The organism is Microbacterium sp. H37-C3 (genome assembly GCF_027157935.1).
In the GTDB taxonomy this organism is placed as follows: domain Bacteria; phylum Actinomycetota; class Actinomycetes; order Actinomycetales; family Microbacteriaceae; genus Microbacterium; species Microbacterium plantarum.
In genome coordinates this window covers 626,474-645,427 of sequence record NZ_JAPVLR010000002.1, presented here as the reverse complement: position 1 = coordinate 645,427, position 18,954 = coordinate 626,474, and the positions used below count along the sequence as shown (strand labels likewise).

Here is an 18,954-nt window from a genome sequence, read left to right as displayed (position 1 = left end):
CCGGTCGAGGCCGGGTGGCTCAGACCTCGAAGTCGACCGAGATGCGACTCGCGACGACGCCGCGGACGAAGGCGGCGACCTCCTGGTGAGCCGGGTGCACCTGGTATGCCTCGAGACCGGCGACATCGTCGAAGTCGGCGACGAGGGCGACGTCGCCGTTGACATCGGCGTAAGCCGCGTTCGGCCCGATGCTCAGCGAGCGGATCGAGGGGACGACACCGACGAGACCCTGGATGCGGCGCGCCACCTCGGCGGCGTGCTCGGCCCGGGTCTCGGGGTCTTCGGCAGCGAGCTTCCAGGCGACGACGTGGCGAATGGTCATGCGGACTCCTCGGTCGGGGTCGGGGTTTCGTCGGTCAGCGCGGCGCGCAGCCGGTCGGCCGACACGCGCCAGTGCGCGTGGAGGCGGTCGTCGATCAGCACGACGGGGATCTTCTCCCACCACTGCTCGAAGAGCGCCGGGTCGTCGAAGATCGACCTCTCGACGACCTCGACGTCCGCGTCACCGGGCAGGTCGGCCACGACGGTGTCGACGATCTCGCGGGCGACGTCGCAGAGGTGGCAGCCGGGCTTGGAGATGAGCGTCAGCGTGGACATCGGTGGCGCGCCGCTGTCAGCGCTCGAGCTCGAAGCCGCGCGAGGCCCACTCACCCGTGCCGCCGGTGACGTTCGTGGCGTCGTAGCCGCGTGCCTCGAGGGCGGCGACGACCTGGGCTGACCGTCCGCCGGCCTGGCAGATGACATCGAAGGCGCCGTCGGGCAGCTCGTCGATCCGCTCACCGAGCTGCGACATCGGGATGCTGATCGCGCCGGGGACCCGCCCCGCGGCGAACTCGTGATCCTCGCGGACGTCGATGAGGGGGATGTCGCGGCCCGCGCGGAGCTCGTCGATGGTGATGGATTTCATGCTCGTTCCTCCACGTTCAGCCTAGGCCGCGGCGCAGTGGGGCGGCCGCATCCGGAAAGCACGAAGCGCCCCTCGGCCGGAGCCGAATGGGGCGCTCAGTGACGTCGCCGCGACTTACTTCTTGTTGCGGCGCTGGTGGCGAGTCTTGCGAAGCAGCTTGCGGTGCTTCTTCTTCGCCATGCGCTTGCGGCGCTTCTTGATGACAGAACCCACGGAAAACCTCACTATGTCAGGGTCTGGACGCATCTCGTCTGCGTCCGGGAACAGGCACCTCGCGAAAAATGCCTCGGATCAGTCTAGCCGACGTCGGCGATCGGCCGTTGCACGGCGTCGCGCACGGCAGATTCGGGCACGCGATAGCTCCGACCGAAGCGGACAGCCGGCAGCTCGCCGGAATGCACGAGGCGATACACCGTCATCTTCGACACCCGCATGATCTCGGCCACCTCCGCAACGGTGAGGAAGCGCACATCGGGCAGCTCGGCCATCGTCATCCCTTTCCCCCGGATGCGAACACTCTAGGGGCGCGGCGCAACGCGTGTAAACCGGAGTGACACGTGTTGCGGACCGGGCACGGATGCCGCCGCGTCAGCGACCGGAGCGCTTGCCGAACACGCTCGTGACGGCGTGCTTGGCGGATGCCGCAGCCCGGCCGACGAGCTCGGCCGCAGCCACGGCCTGTTCGGGGAGGGCGGCGACGGGCTCGGCGTCGTAGGCCTCGGAGGACAGGAAGGGGACGAGCCAGTCGTCGACGACGTCGAGCGGCTCGGGCGACAGGCTGTAGTACCGGTGCTGCCCTTCCTCTCGGACCGTGACGAGCTCGGCACCCCGGAGGACCTTCAGATGCTTGGAGATCGTCGGCTGACTCACCCCGAGCTCACTGACGATCTGCGAGACGCTCGTGCCGGACGAGCGGGGATCGGAGTCGCGATCGAGCAAGAGCCGCAGGATGTCCCGACGGGTACCGTCGGCGATCACGTCGAAGATGTCCGCCATGCCATCAGGTTAGTCGGCGCACGCGCCCGAGTACCATGACATCGGCACCGACCTACTGCGGCGCCGGGAGCAGCAGCTGCGATCGTGGGGAGGAACACGCATGGCGGACAGGTCCGTCGGCGCGATCGTCCTCCACCGCCTCGGTGGTTTCGGGCGCAGCGCCTGGGACGCCGGGCGTGATCTGGCGACCGCGTCGCCGTCTCGGTTCGCGGTGCTGATCTTCTCGACGCTGATCCTCGTCTTCACGACGCTGTTCTCTCTGCCGGCGGCATCCGCGTCAGGCCGGGCCACGCCGTTCGCCGACGCGCTGTTCACCGCGGTGTCGACGATCTGCGTCGCGGGGCTCGCGACCGTCGACATGGCCACGCACTGGTCGCCGTTCGGTCACGTCCTGATCTACATCGGCGTCAACGTGGGTGCGCTCGGCGTGCTGACCCTCGCGTCGATCCTCGGCCTCGTCATCTCCAAGCGCCTCGGTCTGCGCGCGAAGCTCATCGCCGCCGGCGACAGCAATCCGATGCGCGCGCACGGCGGTCCCGTCAACGAAGGTCAGGCCGTCCGCCTCGGCGAGGTCGGCTTGCTGCTGCGGACCGTCGCACTGTCGACGCTCGTCATCGAGGCGGGGCTGGCGATCCTGCTGTATCCCTCGCTGCTGTTCGGCGGCGTCGATCCGCTCACCGCGCTGTGGGAGGCCCCGTACTACGCGGCGATGGCCTTCACCAACACCGGCTTCTCGCCGAATGCCGAGGGCCTGCAGCCGTTCGCCCAGGACTACGTGATGCTCACCGTGCTCATGGCGGGGGTGTTCCTCGGCTCGATCGGCTTCCCGGTGATCTTCACGCTCTGGCGCCACCAGTGGCACGTGCGGGCGTGGTCGCTGCACGCGAAGCTCACGATCATCACCACGATCATCCTGTTCTTCACCGGCGCCGGAGTCTTCCTGCTCCTCGAGTACGACAATCCGGCGACCTTCGGGTCGATGGAGGCGTGGGACACCACGTTCCAGGCGTTCTTCATCTCGGCGATGACCCGGTCGGGCGGCTTCTCGATCATCGACATCGGCGAGATGCACGGCTCATCCCTCATCGTCGGATCGATGCTCATGTTCGTCGGCGGCGGCTCGGCCTCGACCGCGGGCGGCATCAAGGTCACCACCCTCGCGGTGCTCGCCCTCGCCGTGTGGTCCGAGGCGAAGGGGCGCCCGTCGGTGCAGGTGTTCCGCCGCCGCATCCCCAGCGACGTGCAGCGCGTCGCGCTCTCGGTCGTCGCCTGGAGCGCCACGATCGTCGCGATCGGCACCGTCACGATCGCGCAGATCACCAAGGCCCCCGTCGACGAGGTGCTGTTCGACGTCATCTCCGGGTTCGCGACCGTCGGCCTGTCGACAGGCTTGACGGCCGAACTGCCCGACCCCGCGGTGTACGTCATGGCCCTCGTCATGTTCATGGGCCGCGTTGGTACAGTGACTCTCGCTGCAGCGGTGGCCGCGGCATCCCGTTCGCAGTTGTACGCCCTGCCCGTCGAAAGGCCGATCGTTGGTTGAGCAGATCCGAAGCGACGCTCCCGTCCTGGTCATCGGGCTGGGGCGCTTCGGCGCCGCCTGCGCGGGAGAGCTCGACCGCCTCGACCGCGAGGTGCTCGCGATCGACGACAACCTCGAGCTCGTCCAGAAGTGGTCGGAGCGCGTCACGCACGCTGTGCAGACCGACGCCCGCAACCTCGACGCGCTCAAGCAGATCGGTGCGCAGGACTTCCAGGTCGCCGTCGTCGCCGTCGGCTCGTCGATCGAGGCGTCGGTCCTCATCACCGCGAACCTCGTCGACCTGAAGGTCCCGCAGATCTGGGCGAAGGCGGTCTCGCAGTCGCACGGCAAGATCCTCGCCCGCGTCGGCGCCAACCACGTCGTGTACCCCGAGCGCGAGGCCGGCGAGCGCGTCGCGCACCTCGTGAGCGGGCGCATGCTCGACTTCATCCGTTTCGACGACGACTTCGTGCTCGCGAAGATGTACCCGCCGAAGTTCATCCGCGGCGTCGGCCTCAACGAGTCGGGCGTGCGGACGAAGTACCGCGTCACGGTCGTCGGTGTGAAGAGCCCCGGCAAGCCGTTCCGCTATGCCGAGGCCAACACCGTCGTGACCAACCACGACCTCATCATCGTCTCGGGCACCAACTCCGACATCGAGCGCTTCGCCTCCCTCGACCGCTGACCCGGTTTGGTCGCCGCGGTGTCGCGGTGTGCCGGGGTCAGGCTCCGGCGGCGAGCTCGCGGGCGCGGGCCAGCGCCGCGTCGGTCGCGCGAGCGAAGACGTCGTCGAGGCGGGCCTCCTGCAGCACGGCGATCGCCCGCTCGGTGGTGCCCTTCGGGCTCGTGACGCGCCGGCGCAGCTCGGCCGGGTCCTCCCCCGAGGAGTCCAGCAGGGCGGCCGCACCGATGAACGTCTGCTCGGCCATCACCCGCGCCTCGGGCTCGGCGAAGCCCTTGTCGATCGCGGCGCGGGTGAGCTCCTCGATCAGCAGGAAGACGTAGGCGGGGCCCGAGCCGGAGATGGTCGACAGGGCGTCGATCTGCTCTTCGGGCAACTCGACGACGACGCCGCACGTCTCGAACAGCGCACGCACGGTCGCCCGGTGATCGTCGGATGCCGCGGGGCCGGCGGCCAGCCCGGTGACGGCCTTTCCGACGACGGCGGGGGTGTTGGGCATCGACCGGATGACCGCGACATCCGACCCCAGGATCCGGGCGAAGGTGTCGATTGTGACGCCCGCGGCGAGACTCACCACCACCGCCCCCGGGCGCAGCACCGGCGCGATCTCGCGCAGCAGGTCGGGCACCATCGCGGGCTTGACGCCGATCAGGACCACATCGGCCGCGGCGGCGGCATCCGTGTTGCCCGTGGGAGTGTCGGCGAGCGCGACGCTCGTCACTCCCGGCAGGTCGGCGAGGGCGGCGGCCTTCTCGGCGGTGCGGTTGGTGACGGTCACTCCCCCGGCCGCGGCGCCCGAGGCCACGAGCCCCGACAGCACCGCACCCCCCATCGAACCGGCTCCGAGGATGGCGAGCGGGGGCAGGGCGACGAGGTCGGGCATGCGGCCATCTTAAGTCCGGCCGTTTCCCAGCGGAGGGAACGGGCGCGAGGTAGAGTCGAAGCGTCCGCGGGCGCGGAGGCGCTCGCCGCGCAGAGCAGAGCGAAGGATCCCGCCATGCCCCTCTTCGACGGCATCACGCCACGCACCATCGAGACGTCGCGCCTGGCGGTGAACATCCTCGAACGCGTTGCAGACGACCCCGAGACGCCGGCCGACCGCACGCTCGTGCTGCTTCACACGGCTCCCGGGTCGAGCCTGTTCTGGCAGGAGATCATCGAAGACCTGCCGAGCGACGTCCGCCCGATCGCCATCGACCTCCGTGGCTTCGGCGACACCGAACGGCTTCCCGTCGACGCGACCCGCGGCGTCCGCGACTTCTCCGACGACGTGCGCGCGACGCTCGAGGCTCTGGGCCTCGGTGCCGTGCACCTCGTGGGCTGGGGCCTGGGTGCCGCGGTCGCGATGCAGTACGCCCTCGATCACCGGGTGCTCTCGCTGAGCCTGCTCTCGCCCGTGTCGCCGAACGGCTTCGGCGGTACCCGCCTCGACGGCACGCGCCTGACCGACGACGACGCCGGATGCGGCGCGGGCGCCGTCAGCCCGGCCCTCGTCGACCGCCTCACGGCTCGCGACGCGGGCGACGACGAGGGCACCGCCCGTTCGTTCTTCCGCACGTCGTTCGTCTCGCCCGACTACGAGTCCGACAACGAGGACACGTGGGTCGAGGCGATGCTCACGACCTCGACGGCCGAGGGCAACTACCCCGGCGACAGTGTTCCGAGCGAGAACTGGCCCGGTTTCGCCGCGGGCCGGCTCGGCGTTCAGAACGCCCTCGCCCCGGGACACTTCGACGTCTCGTCGATCGTGGACCTGGCGGCCGGTTACGACGCTCCCCCGATCCTGTGGGTACGGGGCGGCGCCGACGTCATCGTCGCCGACGGCTCGTTCGCCGACAGCAGTCACCTCGGCGAGATCGGCGCGATCCCCGGCTGGCCCGGCGTGGAGGCCGCACCGGCTCAGCAGATGGTCGCGCAGACCCGTGCCGTGTTCGAACGGTACCGCGAGGCGGGCGGTCAGGTGACCGAGGTGGTCATCGAGGGCGTCGGGCACGCCGTGCACCTCGAGCGCCCGGGCAAGGTGCGCACCGCGATCCTGTCGACGATGGGCTACCTGGGAACCCCCATCTCGCCGGCTCCCCCGACCGAGGCGATCATCCTCAGCTCCTGGGACTGACCGGACCCGTCATCGTTGCTGCACGAAGAACGTGCGCAGCAGGGCCGACGACTCCGCGGAGCGCACGCCCGCGACGACCTCCGCCCGCACGGGCAACCGACGGTCGCGCACGAGGTCGTACTGCGACCCGGCGGCTCCGGCTTTGTCGTCCCACGCCCCGAAGACGAGTCGCGAGACGTGCGCCTGGAGCAGCGCGCCCGCGCACATGATGCAGGGCTCGAGCGTCACGGTGAGAGTGCACCCCGACAGGTTCCACGACCCGGTCGCGACCGCCGCGGCGCGCAGCGCGACGATCTCGGCATGAGCGGTCGGGTCGCCGGTCTCCTCGCGGAGGTTCCGGCCCTCGCTGATGACCGTGCCCGCGGCATCCGTCACGACCGCGCCCACGGGGATGTCGCCGGCAGCCGCAGCCGCCTCTGCGAGCTCGAGGGCGCGCGCCATGCTGCGGATGTCGCCAGCGGATGCCGTGAGGGTCACCGCACCAGCGTAGAGCCGAGGACACACGGGCCGTCCGCGTAGGATCATCACATGCGTGTTCACGTCGCCGACCACCCCCTCATCACCCACAAGCTCTCGGTCCTGCGCGACAAGAACACCACGTCGCCGGTGTTCCGCCAGCTCACTGAAGAGCTCGTCACCCTGCTCGCGTACGAGGCGACGCGCAACGTCCGCACCGAGCAGGTGGAGATCGAGACCCCGGTGACCCGGACCACCGGTCTCGCGATCGCCAAGCCGCGCCCCCTCGTGGTGCCGATCCTGCGGGCCGGGCTGGGCATGCTCGAAGGCATGACCAAGCTCCTCCCCACGGCCGAGGTGGGCTTCCTGGGCATGGCACGCAACGAGGTCACGTTCGAGCCGACCACCTACGCGGAGCGCCTGCCCGACGACCTGAGCGACCGCCAGTGCTTCGTGCTCGACCCGATGCTCGCCACGGGCGGGTCGCTGGGGGCCGCAATCGACTTCATCTTCAAGCGCGGCGCGCAGGACGTCACCGCGATCTGCATCCTCGGTGCTCCCGAGGGCCTTGCTGCGATCGAGAAGCAGGTCGGCGACCGCGACGTGACCCTCGTCCTCGGCTCGCTCGACGAGCGTCTCGACGAGCGTGGCTACATCGTGCCCGGTCTCGGCGACGCCGGCGACCGCCTCTACGGCACCGTCGACTGACCCGCACCCGCACCTGCACCCCACCCGGGGCATCGAGCGCACCTCCGCGAATGAGGCGCAGTTCAAGCTGCGCCTGTCGGTGGGAAGTGCGCTCGATGAGAGCGACCAGCGCGCTTCAGACCGCCCCGACGAGGCGAGCGAACGCGCTCATCCGCGCGACGCCCTCGGGCGTGCGCGGCAGATCGTCGAGGATGCCGGTGCCGTAGACGATGTACGCCGTGTGCTGAGCACGTGAGACGGCGACGTTGAGGCGGTTCTGCAGCAGCAGGAACTCCAGTCCCCGCGGTGCGTCGCGACCCGAGGATGCCGCGAGCGACACGATCGCCACCGCCGCCTCCTGACCCTGGAAGCGGTCGACCGTTCCCACCGGCACCTCGGCGTAGCCCGCTGCGGCGAGCGCTTCTTCTACGAGCACCTGCTGCGCGTTGTACGGCGTGACCACGATGATGTCGCGCTGTTCGAGCAGACGCGGTGCGAGCGCGGCGTCGGGCAGCCACGCGCGGCCGAGGAGATCGCCGACCAGGCGTACGACGACCTCGGCCTCTTCGGGAGAGGCGGTGGCGTTGCGCCGATGGGCGACGGGCACCGGCATGACGCCCGGGGCCACGCCCTCGAGCAGCCGATCCGCCGTCGACGCGTGCGCGGCGAGACGTCCGTCATAGGCCAGCACGGAGACCGGTTCGGCGACCTCCGGCCGCATCCGCCGGGTCTCGGCCAGGAAGAACCCGCGGTCGGCGGGGATGACGTGCGCGCCGTCCATGATCCAGCCGAGAGCCGACGTGTCGACCGGCTCGGGATGCGTACCCTGGCTGACCTGCGGCAGCTGCTGTGGGTCGCCCAGGAGGAGGAGGCGGGATGCCGCGACCGAGACCGCGATCGTCGAGGCGAGCGAGAACTGGCCCGCCTCGTCGATGACGAGCAGATCGAGGCTGCCGCGCGGGATGCGACCCGCGTGGGTGAGGTCCCACGCTGTGCCGCCGATGACGTAGCCATCCGGACGGGTCGCGGTGAACTCCGCCACGCCGTTCTTCGGGATGACGGTGAAGGCCTCGTTACCGGTCGGCTCGCCCTTCACCGCCTTGGCGATCTTCTCGCGGGGCACACCCGCCGCCGCGATGCGATCGAGCATGTTCTCGACGACGGCGTGCGACTGCGCGACGACACCGACGCGATAGCCGCGTTCACCGACCAGACGCGCGACGACGTGCGACCCGACGTAGGTCTTGCCCGTCCCCGGCGGGCCCTGGACGGCGAGATAGCTGCGGTCGAGGTCGACGATGGCGCGCGAGATATCGGCAACCGGGTCCGATCCATCGCTCGGCAATCCGCCCGAAAGCGTCCGCGGCGGCCGGCGCAGCAGGAGATCGGTCGCGGGGTCGGCGGGCAGCTCGGGCGCTGCGGCGATCACGCCGTCGGCCCACGTGTCGATCGCCGCCTGCTGGCTGCCCGCGGGAGGCGGGGCCGCCGGGGTCAGCGCGATCGGCAGCTCCGACCACATGTACGCCCCCGCAGCGAGCTCCTCGACGATCGCGCCGTCGTCGAGGACCTCGACGACCCGGACGCGCCGGTCGGCGTGGATGAAGCGCGGCCGCGGTTCGGTCGGGAACGGCGCGGGCGACTCGTAGATCGCGAAGGGGGACGAATCGACGCTCAGCCGCGTGCCCGGCGCGACCTCGCCGCGGAGCTCGAGGATGCGCCGGTCGGTTCGGGCGCCCTCGGGGCGATGCCAGTCCTCGAGCACGCGGCTGCGCTCCGCCGCGACGGCGACGACATCACGGGTGTCCTCCCACATCGAGAGCGGTTCGCGCAGACGGAGGAAGTGGGTGGCCCAGAACGACTTCGCCTCGCGCGGGTAATAGTCGATCGCTGCCGCGCCGAGCCGGAGCGCCACGGCGGCCGGAGCCTCGGTGCCCGCCGGGTCGTCGGCGGCAACGGCATCCGCGAGCCGGGTGAGCGTCGTCGCTCGCGGCGACGGCTCGTAGGCGCGCTCTTCGGGCTCGACGTCTGCCGACGGCCGCAGCTGCGCTTCTCGCGCCCGGTCGACGAGCCAGTCGCGCAGGCGCCGAGTGGAGACGCAGTCGTAACGGTTGTAGTCGGCGAGGTCGGCGAGGATCGCGGCGGCACCGTCGGCCTCACCGGCCTCGGCGAGCGCTCGAGCCTCGACATACCGGACGATCGAGTCATCGCCCTTCTGGACATCGCTCGTGCGGACCTCGGCCCCCATGTAGAGCGGTTCGAGCTTCTTGATCGAGTACGAGCGGGAGCCCACGCGAAGCGCCCGGCGGACGATCGGATACAGGTCGACGAAGACGCCGTCGCGCAGGAGCCGGTCGACCTCGGCCTCGCCGACGCCGTACCGCGCGGCCATCGCGAGCAGATGCGTCGGCTCGTACGGTGCGTAGTGGTAGATGTGCATCGCCGGGTGCGCGGCGCGGTGCACGGCGACGAACTCGAGGAAGGTCTGGAACGCCGCCTTCTCCTCGGCGAACGTGTGAGCCCACAGCGCGGAGTACTGCTCGCGCAGGTCGACCCACCCGAACAGGTAGTCGATGCCCCAGTGGCGGCCCGGCCCTTCGGTGTAGAGCGGGTCGCCTTCGAAGTCGAAGAACAGGTCGCCGAGGTCGGGCCGGGGAAGCGCGCCGAGCGCCTGGGGGAAGACGACCTCGTAGGTCGGCAGGGGCGCAGCGCTCGGGGCGTTCTCGGTCTCGCCGTCGACCGCGGCCGTGACGCCTCCCGCCGGGCTCTCGAGCTGCAGCCGCGCCTGGGTGCGGAGCCCGGTGAACGTGTCCCACGACATCCGCGCGGGCGCTTCGCGTGCCGCGGCGAGCTCGTCGATCGTCGTGACTCCGGCGGCCCGCAGACGCTCGCGCTGGATCGGCCGCATCCCCGCGACGAGCAGGAGATCTCGCGCGGCCACGACCTCGAGGTCGCAGGTCGCGCAGCGTCCGCACGCCGCGATCCGCAGGTCGCCGCGGTCGTCGCCCCACGCGATGGGCTCACCTGCCGCGCCCGCAGCGACAGCACGATCGGCGATGAGCGAGCGCAGGCGCTCGCGACGCAGGACGAACACCGGGGCGATGTCGGCCCGGGCGTGCCGCGACACCGTCCCGTCGCCGAGCAGCAGCTCGACGTGATCGGCCACGCGCGCGCCCTCGCGATCGAGCTGGACGGCATACGCCTCGAGCTGCATCAGCGCGGTGACACGGGCGTGACGCGCGAGCTTGGTGTCCTGCACGATCCACCGGCCGTCGTCGTCGCGCAGCAGGAAGTCGGCGAACCCGACGAAGTCGGTGTCGGAGAACGCGGCCTGGTAGATCACTCGCGCGTCCGATGCGAGGGCCTCGCGCGTGAGCGCGACAGCCTGTGCCAGGCCCGTGGCATCCGATGACCGTGTCTCGGGAATCTCGGTCACGCGGTCACCGAACTCGGCGCGGTACGCCGCGAGCTGGCGCTCTTCGTGCCGGTCGCCGAGACGTCCGGCCCGCTCGAGCGTCGGGTCGTCGGGCTCGTCGACCGCCGCGACGCGTCCGAGCTTGGCGTCGATCGCGCGCAGCCAGGCGAACTCGCACTCGGCCGCGGCCTTGAGGTCGCTCGCGCTCCAGACGACCCGGCCTTCGTCCTCGATGTATCGCATGATCCCCTTCCGTTCAATGACCCTAACCGCGGGGTGCGACACCGCCGACGCCGGTGCCAGACTGAGGAGGGTGAACGAGTCGCTCCCCTTCGCCAGCGCGTACGCCCACGGCTTCGCGCGGATCGCCGCCTGCACCATTCCGGTGGCCATCGCCGATCCCGCCGCCAACGCCGAGGCCGTGCTCGCCGAGGCGCACGCGTGCGACGCCGACTCCGTCGCGGTCGCCGTGTTCCCCGAGCTCTGCCTCACCGGGTACGCCATCGAGGACCTCGTGCTGCAGGACGCCGTGCTGGATGCCGTCGACGCGGCGATCGAGCGCATCGTCGAAGCATCCGTCGATCTCATGCCGGTGCTGGTGGTCGGTGCCCCGCTCCGCCACCACAGCCGCCTGTACAACTGCGCCGTCGTCATTCATCGCGGCGAGATCCTCGGTGTCGCGCCGAAGGCCCACCTGCCCACCTACCGCGAGTTCTACGAGCGGCGCTGGTACGCCGCGGGTGAGGAGTGGGACGGCGAAGGCATCCGCATCGGCTCGCACGAGACCGTGTTCGGGACCAACCTCCTCTTCGACGTCCGCGACGTGCCCGGGCTCGTCCTGCACGCCGAGGTGTGCGAGGACATGTGGGTGCCGGTGCCGCCCTCGTCGCGTGCGGCACTCGCGGGAGCGACGGTGCTCGTGAACCTCTCGGGCTCGCCGATCACGATCGGCCGGGCCGACGACCGCCGCACGCTGGTGCAGTCGCAGTCGCTGCGATGCCTCGCCGTCTACGCCTACGCCGCGGCGGGTCTCGGCGAATCGACCAACGACGTCTCGTGGGACGGCCAGACCATGATCTACGAGGGCGGTTCGCTCCTCGTCGAGACCGAGCGCTTCCCCGACGGGCCGCGGCGCAGCGTTGCCGACGTCGACCTCGACCGGGTGCGCCAGGACCGGTACCGGCAGGGCACCTTCGACGACAACCGCCGCACGACGGCGACCGACTTCCTCACCGTCGAGACGTTCCTGCACCCGCCCGCCGAGGACATCGGCCTGCGGCGCACCCTCGACCGCTTCCCGTTCGTCCCGGACGACCCGGCGCGTCTCGACCAGGACTGCTACGAGGCGTTCAACATCCAGGTGTCCGGGCTCGAGCAGCGGATGCGAGCCATCGGCGGCCCCCGCCCCGTCATCGGCGTCTCGGGCGGACTCGACTCCACCCATGCGCTGCTCGTCGTCGCCCGCGCGATGGACCGCATGGGGCGACCGCGCAGCGACATCCTCGCCTACACGATGCCCGGCTTCGCCACGAGCGACCACACCAAGTCGAACGCCGTCGCCCTCGCCGAGGCGATCGGCGCGACGATCGAGACGATCGACATCCGCCCCGCCGCGAACGAGCTCCTGCGCGGCATCGGACACCCCTACGCCTCCGGCGAGCCGGTGTACGACGTGACGTTCGAGAACGTCCAGGCCGGGGTGCGGACCGATTTCCTGTTCCGCCTCGCGAACCGCCTGAACGGCATCGTCATCGGCACCTCCGATCTCTCGGAGCTCGCGCTCGGCTGGGCGACCTACGGCGTCGGCGACCACATGAGCCACTACGCCGTCAACGTCGGCGTTCCCAAGACGCTCATGCAGCACCTCATCCGGTGGGTCATCGCGCATCGCGAGGGCACGGGCACCGACCTGTCCGATGAGGCGGTCGCCGTGCTCCAGTCGGTGCTCGACACCGAGATCAGCCCCGAGCTCGTGCCCGCCGGCGAAGACGGCAAGGTGCAGTCCACCGAGTCGACGATCGGGCCCTACGCCCTGCACGACTTCGCCCTGCATCACGTGCTGCGCTACGGCTTCCGCCCGTCGAAGATCGCCTTCCTCGCGCAGCATGCCTGGTCGGATGCCGACGCCGGCGACTGGCCGGTCGGCTTCCCGCGCGACAGCCGGTACGCATACGACCTCGCCGAGATCACCCACTGGCTGCAGGTGTTCATCAAGCGGTTCTTCGGCTTCGCGCAGTTCAAGCGCAGCGCGATCCCCAACGGACCCAAGGTCGCCGCAGCAGGCTCGCTGTCGCCGCGAGGAGACTGGCGCGCGCCGTCGGACGGCAACGCCGAGGCGTGGCTCGCCGAGCTCCGTCGGGCGCTGCCCGATCTCGTCGACTGACCCGGACCGGGTCGAGTGACCGGCCTGATCGGAAAGACTCGGGTCAGGCCGTCGGGAGGGTGCCGTAGGCCAGGGTGATGAGCCACCCGTCGCGCGAGATGTCGACGAGCGTGTACTTCATGTTGCGATCGGGGATCCAGCCGCGGTGCCGGCCCGGGTCGAGCCTGACCTGCTCCGGCGCGACACGGACACCGCGACCGTCGGCCTCGAGCACGGCCTGCACGTGAACCCAGTGGTCGACGAGCTCGAGGGTGTCGGCCCCGGAGAACAGGCGCGAGTGCTTGCGCATCCGGGCCAGATCGGCCGGCTCGGGGTGCGCGTCGCGGATGTCGATGCCGAGCGGAAGTCCCGGGTCGCTGACCGCGACGACCGTCGCCGCGCGGAAGCTGGCCGTCGTGATCGCCAGCGGCACCTCGACTCCGTCGCGTGAGGCGACGAGGCGCGTGTGATACCCGAAACCGCGCGGCGCCTCGCGTTCGATCCGCACGTCCTTATCGTCGCAGCCGAGCGCCTGTGCGACGAGCTCGCGCGCGATCATGCGCCGCCGGTGGTGCACCGTGATCGCCGGGTCCCAGCCGAGCCGGGCCGTGATGCCCGCGGGCGTATCGAGAAGTACCGTCTGCATGTCGTCGCTCCCGCCTCTGGATGGTCTGACCTCAGTTCGAGTCTAACGATCACGCCTGCCCGTACCAGGGTGTGCCGCCGGGTCAATCCGGCCACCTGGCCGCTCGCGCTTCCGGTCGACGCGACCTCGCCTAGGCTGGCGGGATGAGCCTCGACAACGGCGACGACAAGCGACCGTCCTCCGCCCGCATCGCGATCTGGGTCGTGGTGGGCGGCATCGGCGCCTACCTGCTGATCTCCGGCATCCTCGGCATCATCGCTCGGGGCGGTGCCTGACCGTGCGACGCCTCCTGGTCGTCGCCCACCGCGACGAGCTGACCGGCTTCCCCGCCGACATCCCGGGGTTCGACATCCTGCTGACCGGCCCGGGCAAGCTGCTCGCCGCGCATGAGCTGACCCGCGCTCTCGATCGCACCGTGTACGACGAGATCGTCGTCGTCGGGACGGCGGGGGCGGTGACCGGCGCTCTCGGACCCGGCATCTACGAGGTCGGCGACGCCGTTCAGCACGACGTGTTCGATCTGGCCGGCGTTCGCGGGCGACACCTCTCGATGCCCGAGCGCGTCGAGGCCGGGGGCGCCGGGGTGCGCATCGCGACGGGTGACGTCTTCGTCGACGATGCCGAGGCGGTCGCCCTCATCCAGTCACTCGGCGCCCAGCTGGTCGACATGGAGACGTACGTCTACATCTGGGTCGCGCAGCGGTTCGGCATCCCCATCCGGGTACTCAAAGCGGTGTCGGATGATGCCCAGGACGGCGCGACGACCGGGTGGGATGAGGCCGTGGCCGCGTGCAGCCGGGCTCTGTACGAGCGGATCCGCGCCGACTACGGCGTCTGATCGCTGCTGCGCGCGAACAGCCGGCGCAGCAGCAGGAACACGACGAGGGCGACGACCGCGACGAGCCCGAGCTTGACCGCGAACACGGCCAGGCGCAGCACGATGTCGACGATCACCCACGCGACGAAGATCGCGGCGATCACTCCGACGACGGTCCAGAAAGTCCTCACGACGCCAGCCTAGTCGCGCTCGCTGAGCGCCTCCTGCCGGATGATGCTCGGGCCCTCGCGCGTCGCCTCGACGACGATCTGTGCGGCGAGCTGCTCCTTCATGCCCTCGACGTGACTGATGACGCCGACGGTCCGGCCGCCCGCGCGCAGCTCGTCGAGAGTGCGCATCGCAAGCTCGAGGGTCTCGGGATCGAGCGACCCGAAGCCCTCGTCGACGAAGAGCGTGTCGAGACGGATGCCGCCGGCACGACCGGTGACGACCTCGGCGAGACCGAGCGCGAGGGCGAGGGAGGCGAGGAAGGTCTCTCCTCCCGACAGCGATTGCGGCGAGCGGAGACGGCCGGTGTGCGCGTCGAGCACCTCGAGCCCGAGTCCGGATGCTGCGCCACGGGCCTGCAGCGCGTCGCTGTGGTGGAGGGTGTAACGACCCGACGACATGTCGCGCAGGCGCAGGTTGGCGGCGGCGACGATCTCTTCGAGCTCGGCCGCGAGCACGAAGGTCTCGAGATCCATCTTCCGGGTGTTGGGCGCACGGCCGGCGACGGTGTCGGCGAGGCGGGTCACCGTCGCCGTCCGCTCGGCGAGACCGGCCACCGCGACGAACGCGTCGTCGATGCGCAGGAGGAGGTCGCGCATCGTCTCGGCGGCGTTGACGGCATCGCGGTGCGCCGCGATCGCCGCACTCCGCGCGCGGTCTCCGCTGGCGACCGCCTCCGCAGCAGCGTCGAGATCGGGCCGCTCGTCGGGCAGCCCCGCGGCAGCGAGCTCGAGTTCGAGCAGGCGGGCGCGCGTGGCCGCGAGGTCCGCGGCGTGCTCGGCGACGCGCCGCGTGAGGGCGGTTCGCTCGTTCTGAGGGAGCAGCGCCTCGCGCACCTCGCCGACGTCCGCGAACGCCGATGCCTCGATCCGCTGCGCCCGGTCGTTCGCCGCATCACTCGCGGTCGCCTCGCTGTGGGCGAGCGCCCGCCGGCTCTCGAGCACCGCACGCGCGAGGTCACGCCGCTCGGTCGCCGCCGCGATGCGCTCCGCGACCGTCGCGAACGGACCCCGCGCGTCCGCCACCTCCCTCTCCAGGCGCGCGAGCGTCGTCGTCGCGACGGCGGAGCGCTCGCGCGCATCGGCCAGGGTGGCCGCGAGGCGAGAGCGTTCCTCGGTGGCCTCCGCGTCGAGACGGTCGAGCACGTCGCGCTTCTCGGTGAGAGCGATGACTCGCTCTGCGGCGCGTTCGGAGGATGCCAGCTCGTCCCGGGCCTGAGCGAGCAGGTCCGCGAGCTCATCGCTCCCGCGTGCGCCCGCGCGCGCTGTCGCGGCGGCGAGCTCTGCGCGCAGCAGGGCGGCGCGCTCGCCCGCGTCGCGGGCCTCGGCGGCGGCGGCATCCCGCGCCGACTCGGCGTCGGCCAGATCGTCGTCCGTCACACCGTCGTCCGCCGAGGGTGCGGGATGCGGGTGCTCGAGCGCCCCGCAGACCGGGCAGGCCTCGCCCTCGGTGAGTTCGGCGGCGAGCTCTCCCGCGCGACCGGCCACCCGACGCCGCAGCAGGTCGGTGACGGCGGCGGCTGCCGCATCCGCGGCACCGCTCGCCCGCAGGTAATGCTCCTCGGCCTCGCCGAGCTTGCCAGCAAGGCGTCCCGCCTCGTCGGCGGCCTTGGCCTGGGCAGTGAGATCACCCACTCGCGCGCGCTGCTCGTCGATGCGCGCCGCCGCGAGCGTCTCTGCCGCGAGCTCGGCCGCGACGCGTTCGCGCTCCGCGGGCAGAAGGGCGTGCTGCTCGTCGAGCAGCGTCGCCTGTTCTTGAAGGAGGGCGATCTCGGCCGCGGTCGCGTCTCGCGCGTCGATGGCGTCCGTCAGCTCGTGCTCACGGGCGAGCGCGTCGGTCCAGCGCGCGATGTCGCCGGTCAGGGTCTCGACCAGAGCGGAGATGTCGTCGTCGGTGCCTCCGCCCGCTGCGGTCCAGCGCTTCTCGGCCCGCTCCGCCATCGCGCGGGCCTGCCCCGCCGCTTCGTCCGACCGGTCGGCCTGCTCCAGCGTCGCGCGGAGCGCTTCGGCGGCACGCGCACGCTCGAGTCGGCGTTCAGCCGCAGCTACCTCATCGGCGACCGCGTCGAGGTCGTCCAGACGTCGCCGCGCCGCGGCGAGGTCGTCGAGCACCCGCATCCGCTCGACGAGCTCGGCATGCGTCGCCACGAGAGCGGCCTGCCGTGACTCCGCCTGCTGGCGGAGTTCGTCGGCCTGCTCCACGCGATAATCGGCGCGACGGTGTGCTCGCTCGACGACATCGCGTCGACCGGCGAGGTCGAGCGGCGCCGCCTCGTCCGTCGCGCCGTCGTCGCCGAGGGCGCTGCTCTGCTGCGTCATCGCGGCCTCGGCCAGCTCGAGAAGCGTCCGCACCTGATCACCGGCGGCGTCGAGCTCGCGCTGCGCGGCGCGGCGACGCTCCTCGAGGTCGTCCTTGTACTGCTCGAACCGCTTCGTGCCGAACAGGGTGCGCAGCAGCTGCTGCCGCTCGTCGTTGCGGGCGAGGAGGAATCGCGAGAACTTATTCTGCGCCAGCAGGATCACCTGCTGGAACTGCTGCGCGTTCAGCCCCAGCACCTCGTCGAGCAGCAGGGCGACCTCGCGGGGTTTCGCCGCCCGGCCCACCCACTCACCGTCGACGTGCTGCTCGAGCTCGGCGCGCGCGATCTCGGTCGTGAGCTTGTCGCCCCGCTTCGCGGGCCGCTCGTACTCCGGCGCTCGGGTCACGCGCCAACGCTGCCCGCCGACGGTGAACTCCAGCCTCACCTCGGTCGGGTCGCCCAGGAAGCTGTGGTCGCTGCGAAGACGCCGCTCACCGTTGTCGTAACGCGGCACCGAGCCGTAGAGCGCGAAGCTCACCCCGTCGAGGATGCTCGACTTGCCCGCGCCGGTCCGCCCCGAGATGAGGAAGACGCCGTCGCGATCGAAGGCGTCGAAGTCGACGGTCTGCTTCTCGCGGAACGGACCGAAGCCGGTCAGCTCCAGGCGATGGAGCTTCACGCCATCGCCTCCACGCGGATCCGCTCGTCGAGGACGTCGGCCAGCAGCTCGCGCTCGCGCTCGTCGGCCCCGGCCCCCTCTCGGACGTGCACGAGGAACGCTTCGACGAGCTCGGCGTCGCTGCGTGCGGCGCGCACGCGGTCGACGTAGGTGCGCGCGTCGCTCGGCGCGGCATCCGACGGGGCGTGCACCACCTTCGCGCAGAACGGGAAGCGTTCCTGCAGACGACGCATCGGATCGCGCTCGGGCAGCGTGTCGGTGTACTCGACGCAGACCCACGCATCGGCGTGCTGCTCGTGCGCGGGATCGGCGAGAACGTCGGCCAGCGGCCCGCGGAGGGTGACCACCCGACGCGGGACCGGCAGCTCGAGCCACCGAGCATCGGCGAAGCCGTCGGCGTCGAGATCGACCAGCCACGAGCCCCGGGGCTTCTCACCCTCGCCGAAGCTGTAGTGGAGCGGCGCGCCCGCGTAGCGGACGGCGGGGGCGAGCTGCTGGCGTCCGTGGATGTGCCCCAGCGCCATGTAGTCGACGCCCGCGAAAGCGGACAGCGGCACGACGTCGAGACCACCCTGCTGGATGTCTCGCTCGAGGTGCGGCGTCGGCTCGACCCCCGCAGCGAAGCAGTGGGCGATTGCGACCGACCGACCACCGCGCACCGCCAGGTCGTCGCGCACGAGCCCCATCGCGCGATCGATCACGGCCGCCTGCGACCGGGCCTCGGGCCAGAGGTGTCGCAGCAGTGCCGGCTCGAGATACGGGATGCCGTAGAAGTGCACCGGCCCGTCGGCATCCGCGATCGTGATCGGAGTGCCCACCGCGGCCGGGTCGGTGAGGACGTGGATGCCCTCGCGCAGCAGCCCCGCCTGGAAGCCGAGGCGCGCGGCGGAATCGTGGTTGCCGCTCGTGACGATGACGCGCGCGCCGGTGTCGGCGATACCGCGCAGCGTGTCGGAGAGGAGGGCGTAGCAGCCCGCCGCCGGCGCGGCCGAGTCGAACACATCGCCCGCCACGACGACGACGTCGACCTCGTGCTCGCGGACCTGAGCCGTGAGCTCCTCGAGCACGCCGCGCAGCGCATCGAGCGTCGAATGACCGTGGAAGGTCCGCCCGATGTGCCAGTCGGAGGTGTGGAGGATCCGCAT

The 18,954-nt window shown here is 71.1% G+C and carries 20 protein-coding genes; 7 read left to right on the top strand and 13 right to left on the bottom strand.

The window, feature by feature from the left end; genetic code table 11:
• Window positions 1-19: 19 nt before the first annotated feature.
• The 6 genes from O1W71_RS08070 to O1W71_RS08045 all read right to left on the bottom strand — a co-directional run bounded on the left by O1W71_RS08070 (window position 20) and on the right by O1W71_RS08045 (window position 1,903).
• Window positions 20-322 carry a Dabb family protein gene (locus O1W71_RS08070; protein ID WP_112616703.1) on the bottom strand — a complete coding sequence of 101 codons (303 nt, stop codon included), beginning with the start codon at window positions 320-322 and terminating at the stop codon, window positions 20-22.
• Window positions 319-597 (bottom strand): glutaredoxin family protein, encoded by a 279-nt coding sequence (locus O1W71_RS08065; RefSeq protein WP_269267354.1) that lies wholly within the window; start codon window positions 595-597, stop codon window positions 319-321. The genes O1W71_RS08070 and O1W71_RS08065 overlap by 4 nt, the downstream gene beginning before the upstream one ends.
• Window positions 598-613: 16 nt before the next feature.
• Window positions 614-907, bottom strand: coding sequence for a rhodanese-like domain-containing protein (locus tag O1W71_RS08060; protein ID WP_269267353.1), 294 nt, complete (start codon window positions 905-907; stop codon window positions 614-616).
• Between the two features lie 114 nt (window positions 908-1,021).
• The gene (locus O1W71_RS08055) at window positions 1,022-1,120 is read right to left on the bottom strand and encodes a 30S ribosomal protein bS22 (protein WP_003792170.1); all 99 of its coding nucleotides are present in this window, start codon (window positions 1,118-1,120) and stop codon (window positions 1,022-1,024) included.
• Window positions 1,121-1,203: 83 nt separating this feature from the next.
• On the bottom strand, window positions 1,204-1,395 hold the full coding sequence (locus O1W71_RS08050) for a helix-turn-helix domain-containing protein (RefSeq protein ID WP_094262527.1): 192 nt from the start codon (window positions 1,393-1,395) through the stop codon (window positions 1,204-1,206).
• Between the two features lie 100 nt (window positions 1,396-1,495).
• Window positions 1,496-1,903 (bottom strand): ArsR/SmtB family transcription factor, encoded by a 408-nt coding sequence (locus O1W71_RS08045; protein ID WP_023952229.1) that lies wholly within the window; start codon window positions 1,901-1,903, stop codon window positions 1,496-1,498.
• Window positions 1,904-2,003: 100 nt separating this feature from the next.
• Between O1W71_RS08045 and O1W71_RS08040 the strand changes: the two genes are divergently transcribed.
• The gene (locus tag O1W71_RS08040) at window positions 2,004-3,446 is read left to right on the top strand and encodes a TrkH family potassium uptake protein (RefSeq protein WP_112616695.1); all 1,443 of its coding nucleotides are present in this window, start codon (window positions 2,004-2,006) and stop codon (window positions 3,444-3,446) included.
• Window positions 3,439-4,110 carry a potassium channel family protein gene (locus tag O1W71_RS08035; protein ID WP_023952231.1) on the top strand — a complete coding sequence of 224 codons (672 nt, stop codon included), beginning with the start codon at window positions 3,439-3,441 and terminating at the stop codon, window positions 4,108-4,110. Before O1W71_RS08040 ends, O1W71_RS08035 begins: the two co-directional genes overlap by 8 nt.
• A gap of 37 nt (window positions 4,111-4,147) precedes the next feature.
• Here the strand turns inward: O1W71_RS08035 and proC are convergent, their stop codons facing one another.
• On the bottom strand, window positions 4,148-4,990 hold the full coding sequence (proC, locus tag O1W71_RS08030; RefSeq protein ID WP_269267349.1) for a pyrroline-5-carboxylate reductase: 843 nt from the start codon (window positions 4,988-4,990) through the stop codon (window positions 4,148-4,150).
• Window positions 4,991-5,104: 114 nt separating this feature from the next.
• On the opposite strand from proC, the gene O1W71_RS08025 reads away from it, so the two are divergent.
• Complete coding sequence (locus tag O1W71_RS08025) at window positions 5,105-6,223, top strand: alpha/beta fold hydrolase (RefSeq protein WP_269267348.1); 1,119 nt, start codon at window positions 5,105-5,107, stop codon at window positions 6,221-6,223.
• A 9-nt stretch (window positions 6,224-6,232) separates the two neighbouring features.
• Here the strand turns inward: O1W71_RS08025 and O1W71_RS08020 are convergent, their stop codons facing one another.
• A complete protein-coding gene (locus O1W71_RS08020; RefSeq protein WP_269267535.1) occupies window positions 6,233-6,664 on the bottom strand; it encodes a nucleoside deaminase in 432 nt (143 codons plus the stop codon).
• 87 nt (window positions 6,665-6,751) lie between these two features.
• On the opposite strand from O1W71_RS08020, the gene upp reads away from it, so the two are divergent.
• Window positions 6,752-7,387, top strand: a complete 636-nt coding sequence (upp, locus tag O1W71_RS08015; protein WP_023952235.1) for a uracil phosphoribosyltransferase — start codon at window positions 6,752-6,754, stop codon at window positions 7,385-7,387.
• A 115-nt stretch (window positions 7,388-7,502) separates the two neighbouring features.
• Here upp and O1W71_RS08010 read toward each other — a convergent pair whose 3' ends face one another.
• Window positions 7,503-11,021, bottom strand: coding sequence for a TM0106 family RecB-like putative nuclease (locus tag O1W71_RS08010; protein ID WP_269267347.1), 3,519 nt, complete (start codon window positions 11,019-11,021; stop codon window positions 7,503-7,505).
• Window positions 11,022-11,091: 70 nt separating this feature from the next.
• On the opposite strand from O1W71_RS08010, the gene O1W71_RS08005 reads away from it, so the two are divergent.
• Window positions 11,092-13,161, top strand: a complete 2,070-nt coding sequence (locus O1W71_RS08005; protein ID WP_269267346.1) for an NAD(+) synthase — start codon at window positions 11,092-11,094, stop codon at window positions 13,159-13,161.
• A 43-nt stretch (window positions 13,162-13,204) separates the two neighbouring features.
• On the opposite strand, the gene O1W71_RS08000 is transcribed toward O1W71_RS08005, so the two are convergent.
• Entirely contained in the window at window positions 13,205-13,786 is a 582-nt protein-coding gene (locus O1W71_RS08000) for a hypothetical protein (protein WP_269267345.1), read from the bottom strand.
• 143 nt (window positions 13,787-13,929) lie between these two features.
• Between O1W71_RS08000 and O1W71_RS07995 the strand changes: the two genes are divergently transcribed.
• Together O1W71_RS07995 and O1W71_RS07990 are read left to right on the top strand one after the other, a co-directional pair.
• The gene (locus tag O1W71_RS07995; RefSeq protein ID WP_258524632.1) at window positions 13,930-14,061 is read left to right on the top strand and encodes a hypothetical protein; all 132 of its coding nucleotides are present in this window, start codon (window positions 13,930-13,932) and stop codon (window positions 14,059-14,061) included.
• Between the two features lie 2 nt (window positions 14,062-14,063).
• Entirely contained in the window at window positions 14,064-14,624 is a 561-nt protein-coding gene (locus tag O1W71_RS07990; protein ID WP_269267344.1) for a phosphorylase family protein, read from the top strand.
• Here O1W71_RS07990 and O1W71_RS07985 read toward each other — a convergent pair.
• From O1W71_RS07985 to O1W71_RS07975, 3 genes are read right to left on the bottom strand one after another with little or no spacing between them, the layout of a single operon-like run.
• A complete protein-coding gene (locus tag O1W71_RS07985; RefSeq protein WP_023952247.1) occupies window positions 14,612-14,794 on the bottom strand; it encodes a hypothetical protein in 183 nt (60 codons plus the stop codon). The genes O1W71_RS07990 and O1W71_RS07985 overlap by 13 nt on opposite strands.
• 9 nt (window positions 14,795-14,803) lie before the next feature.
• Window positions 14,804-17,809, bottom strand: coding sequence for an AAA family ATPase (locus O1W71_RS07980; RefSeq protein ID WP_269267343.1), 3,006 nt, complete (start codon window positions 17,807-17,809; stop codon window positions 14,804-14,806).
• Complete coding sequence (locus tag O1W71_RS07975; RefSeq protein ID WP_269267342.1) at window positions 17,806-18,954, bottom strand: exonuclease SbcCD subunit D; 1,149 nt, start codon at window positions 18,952-18,954, stop codon at window positions 17,806-17,808. The genes O1W71_RS07980 and O1W71_RS07975 overlap by 4 nt, the downstream gene beginning before the upstream one ends.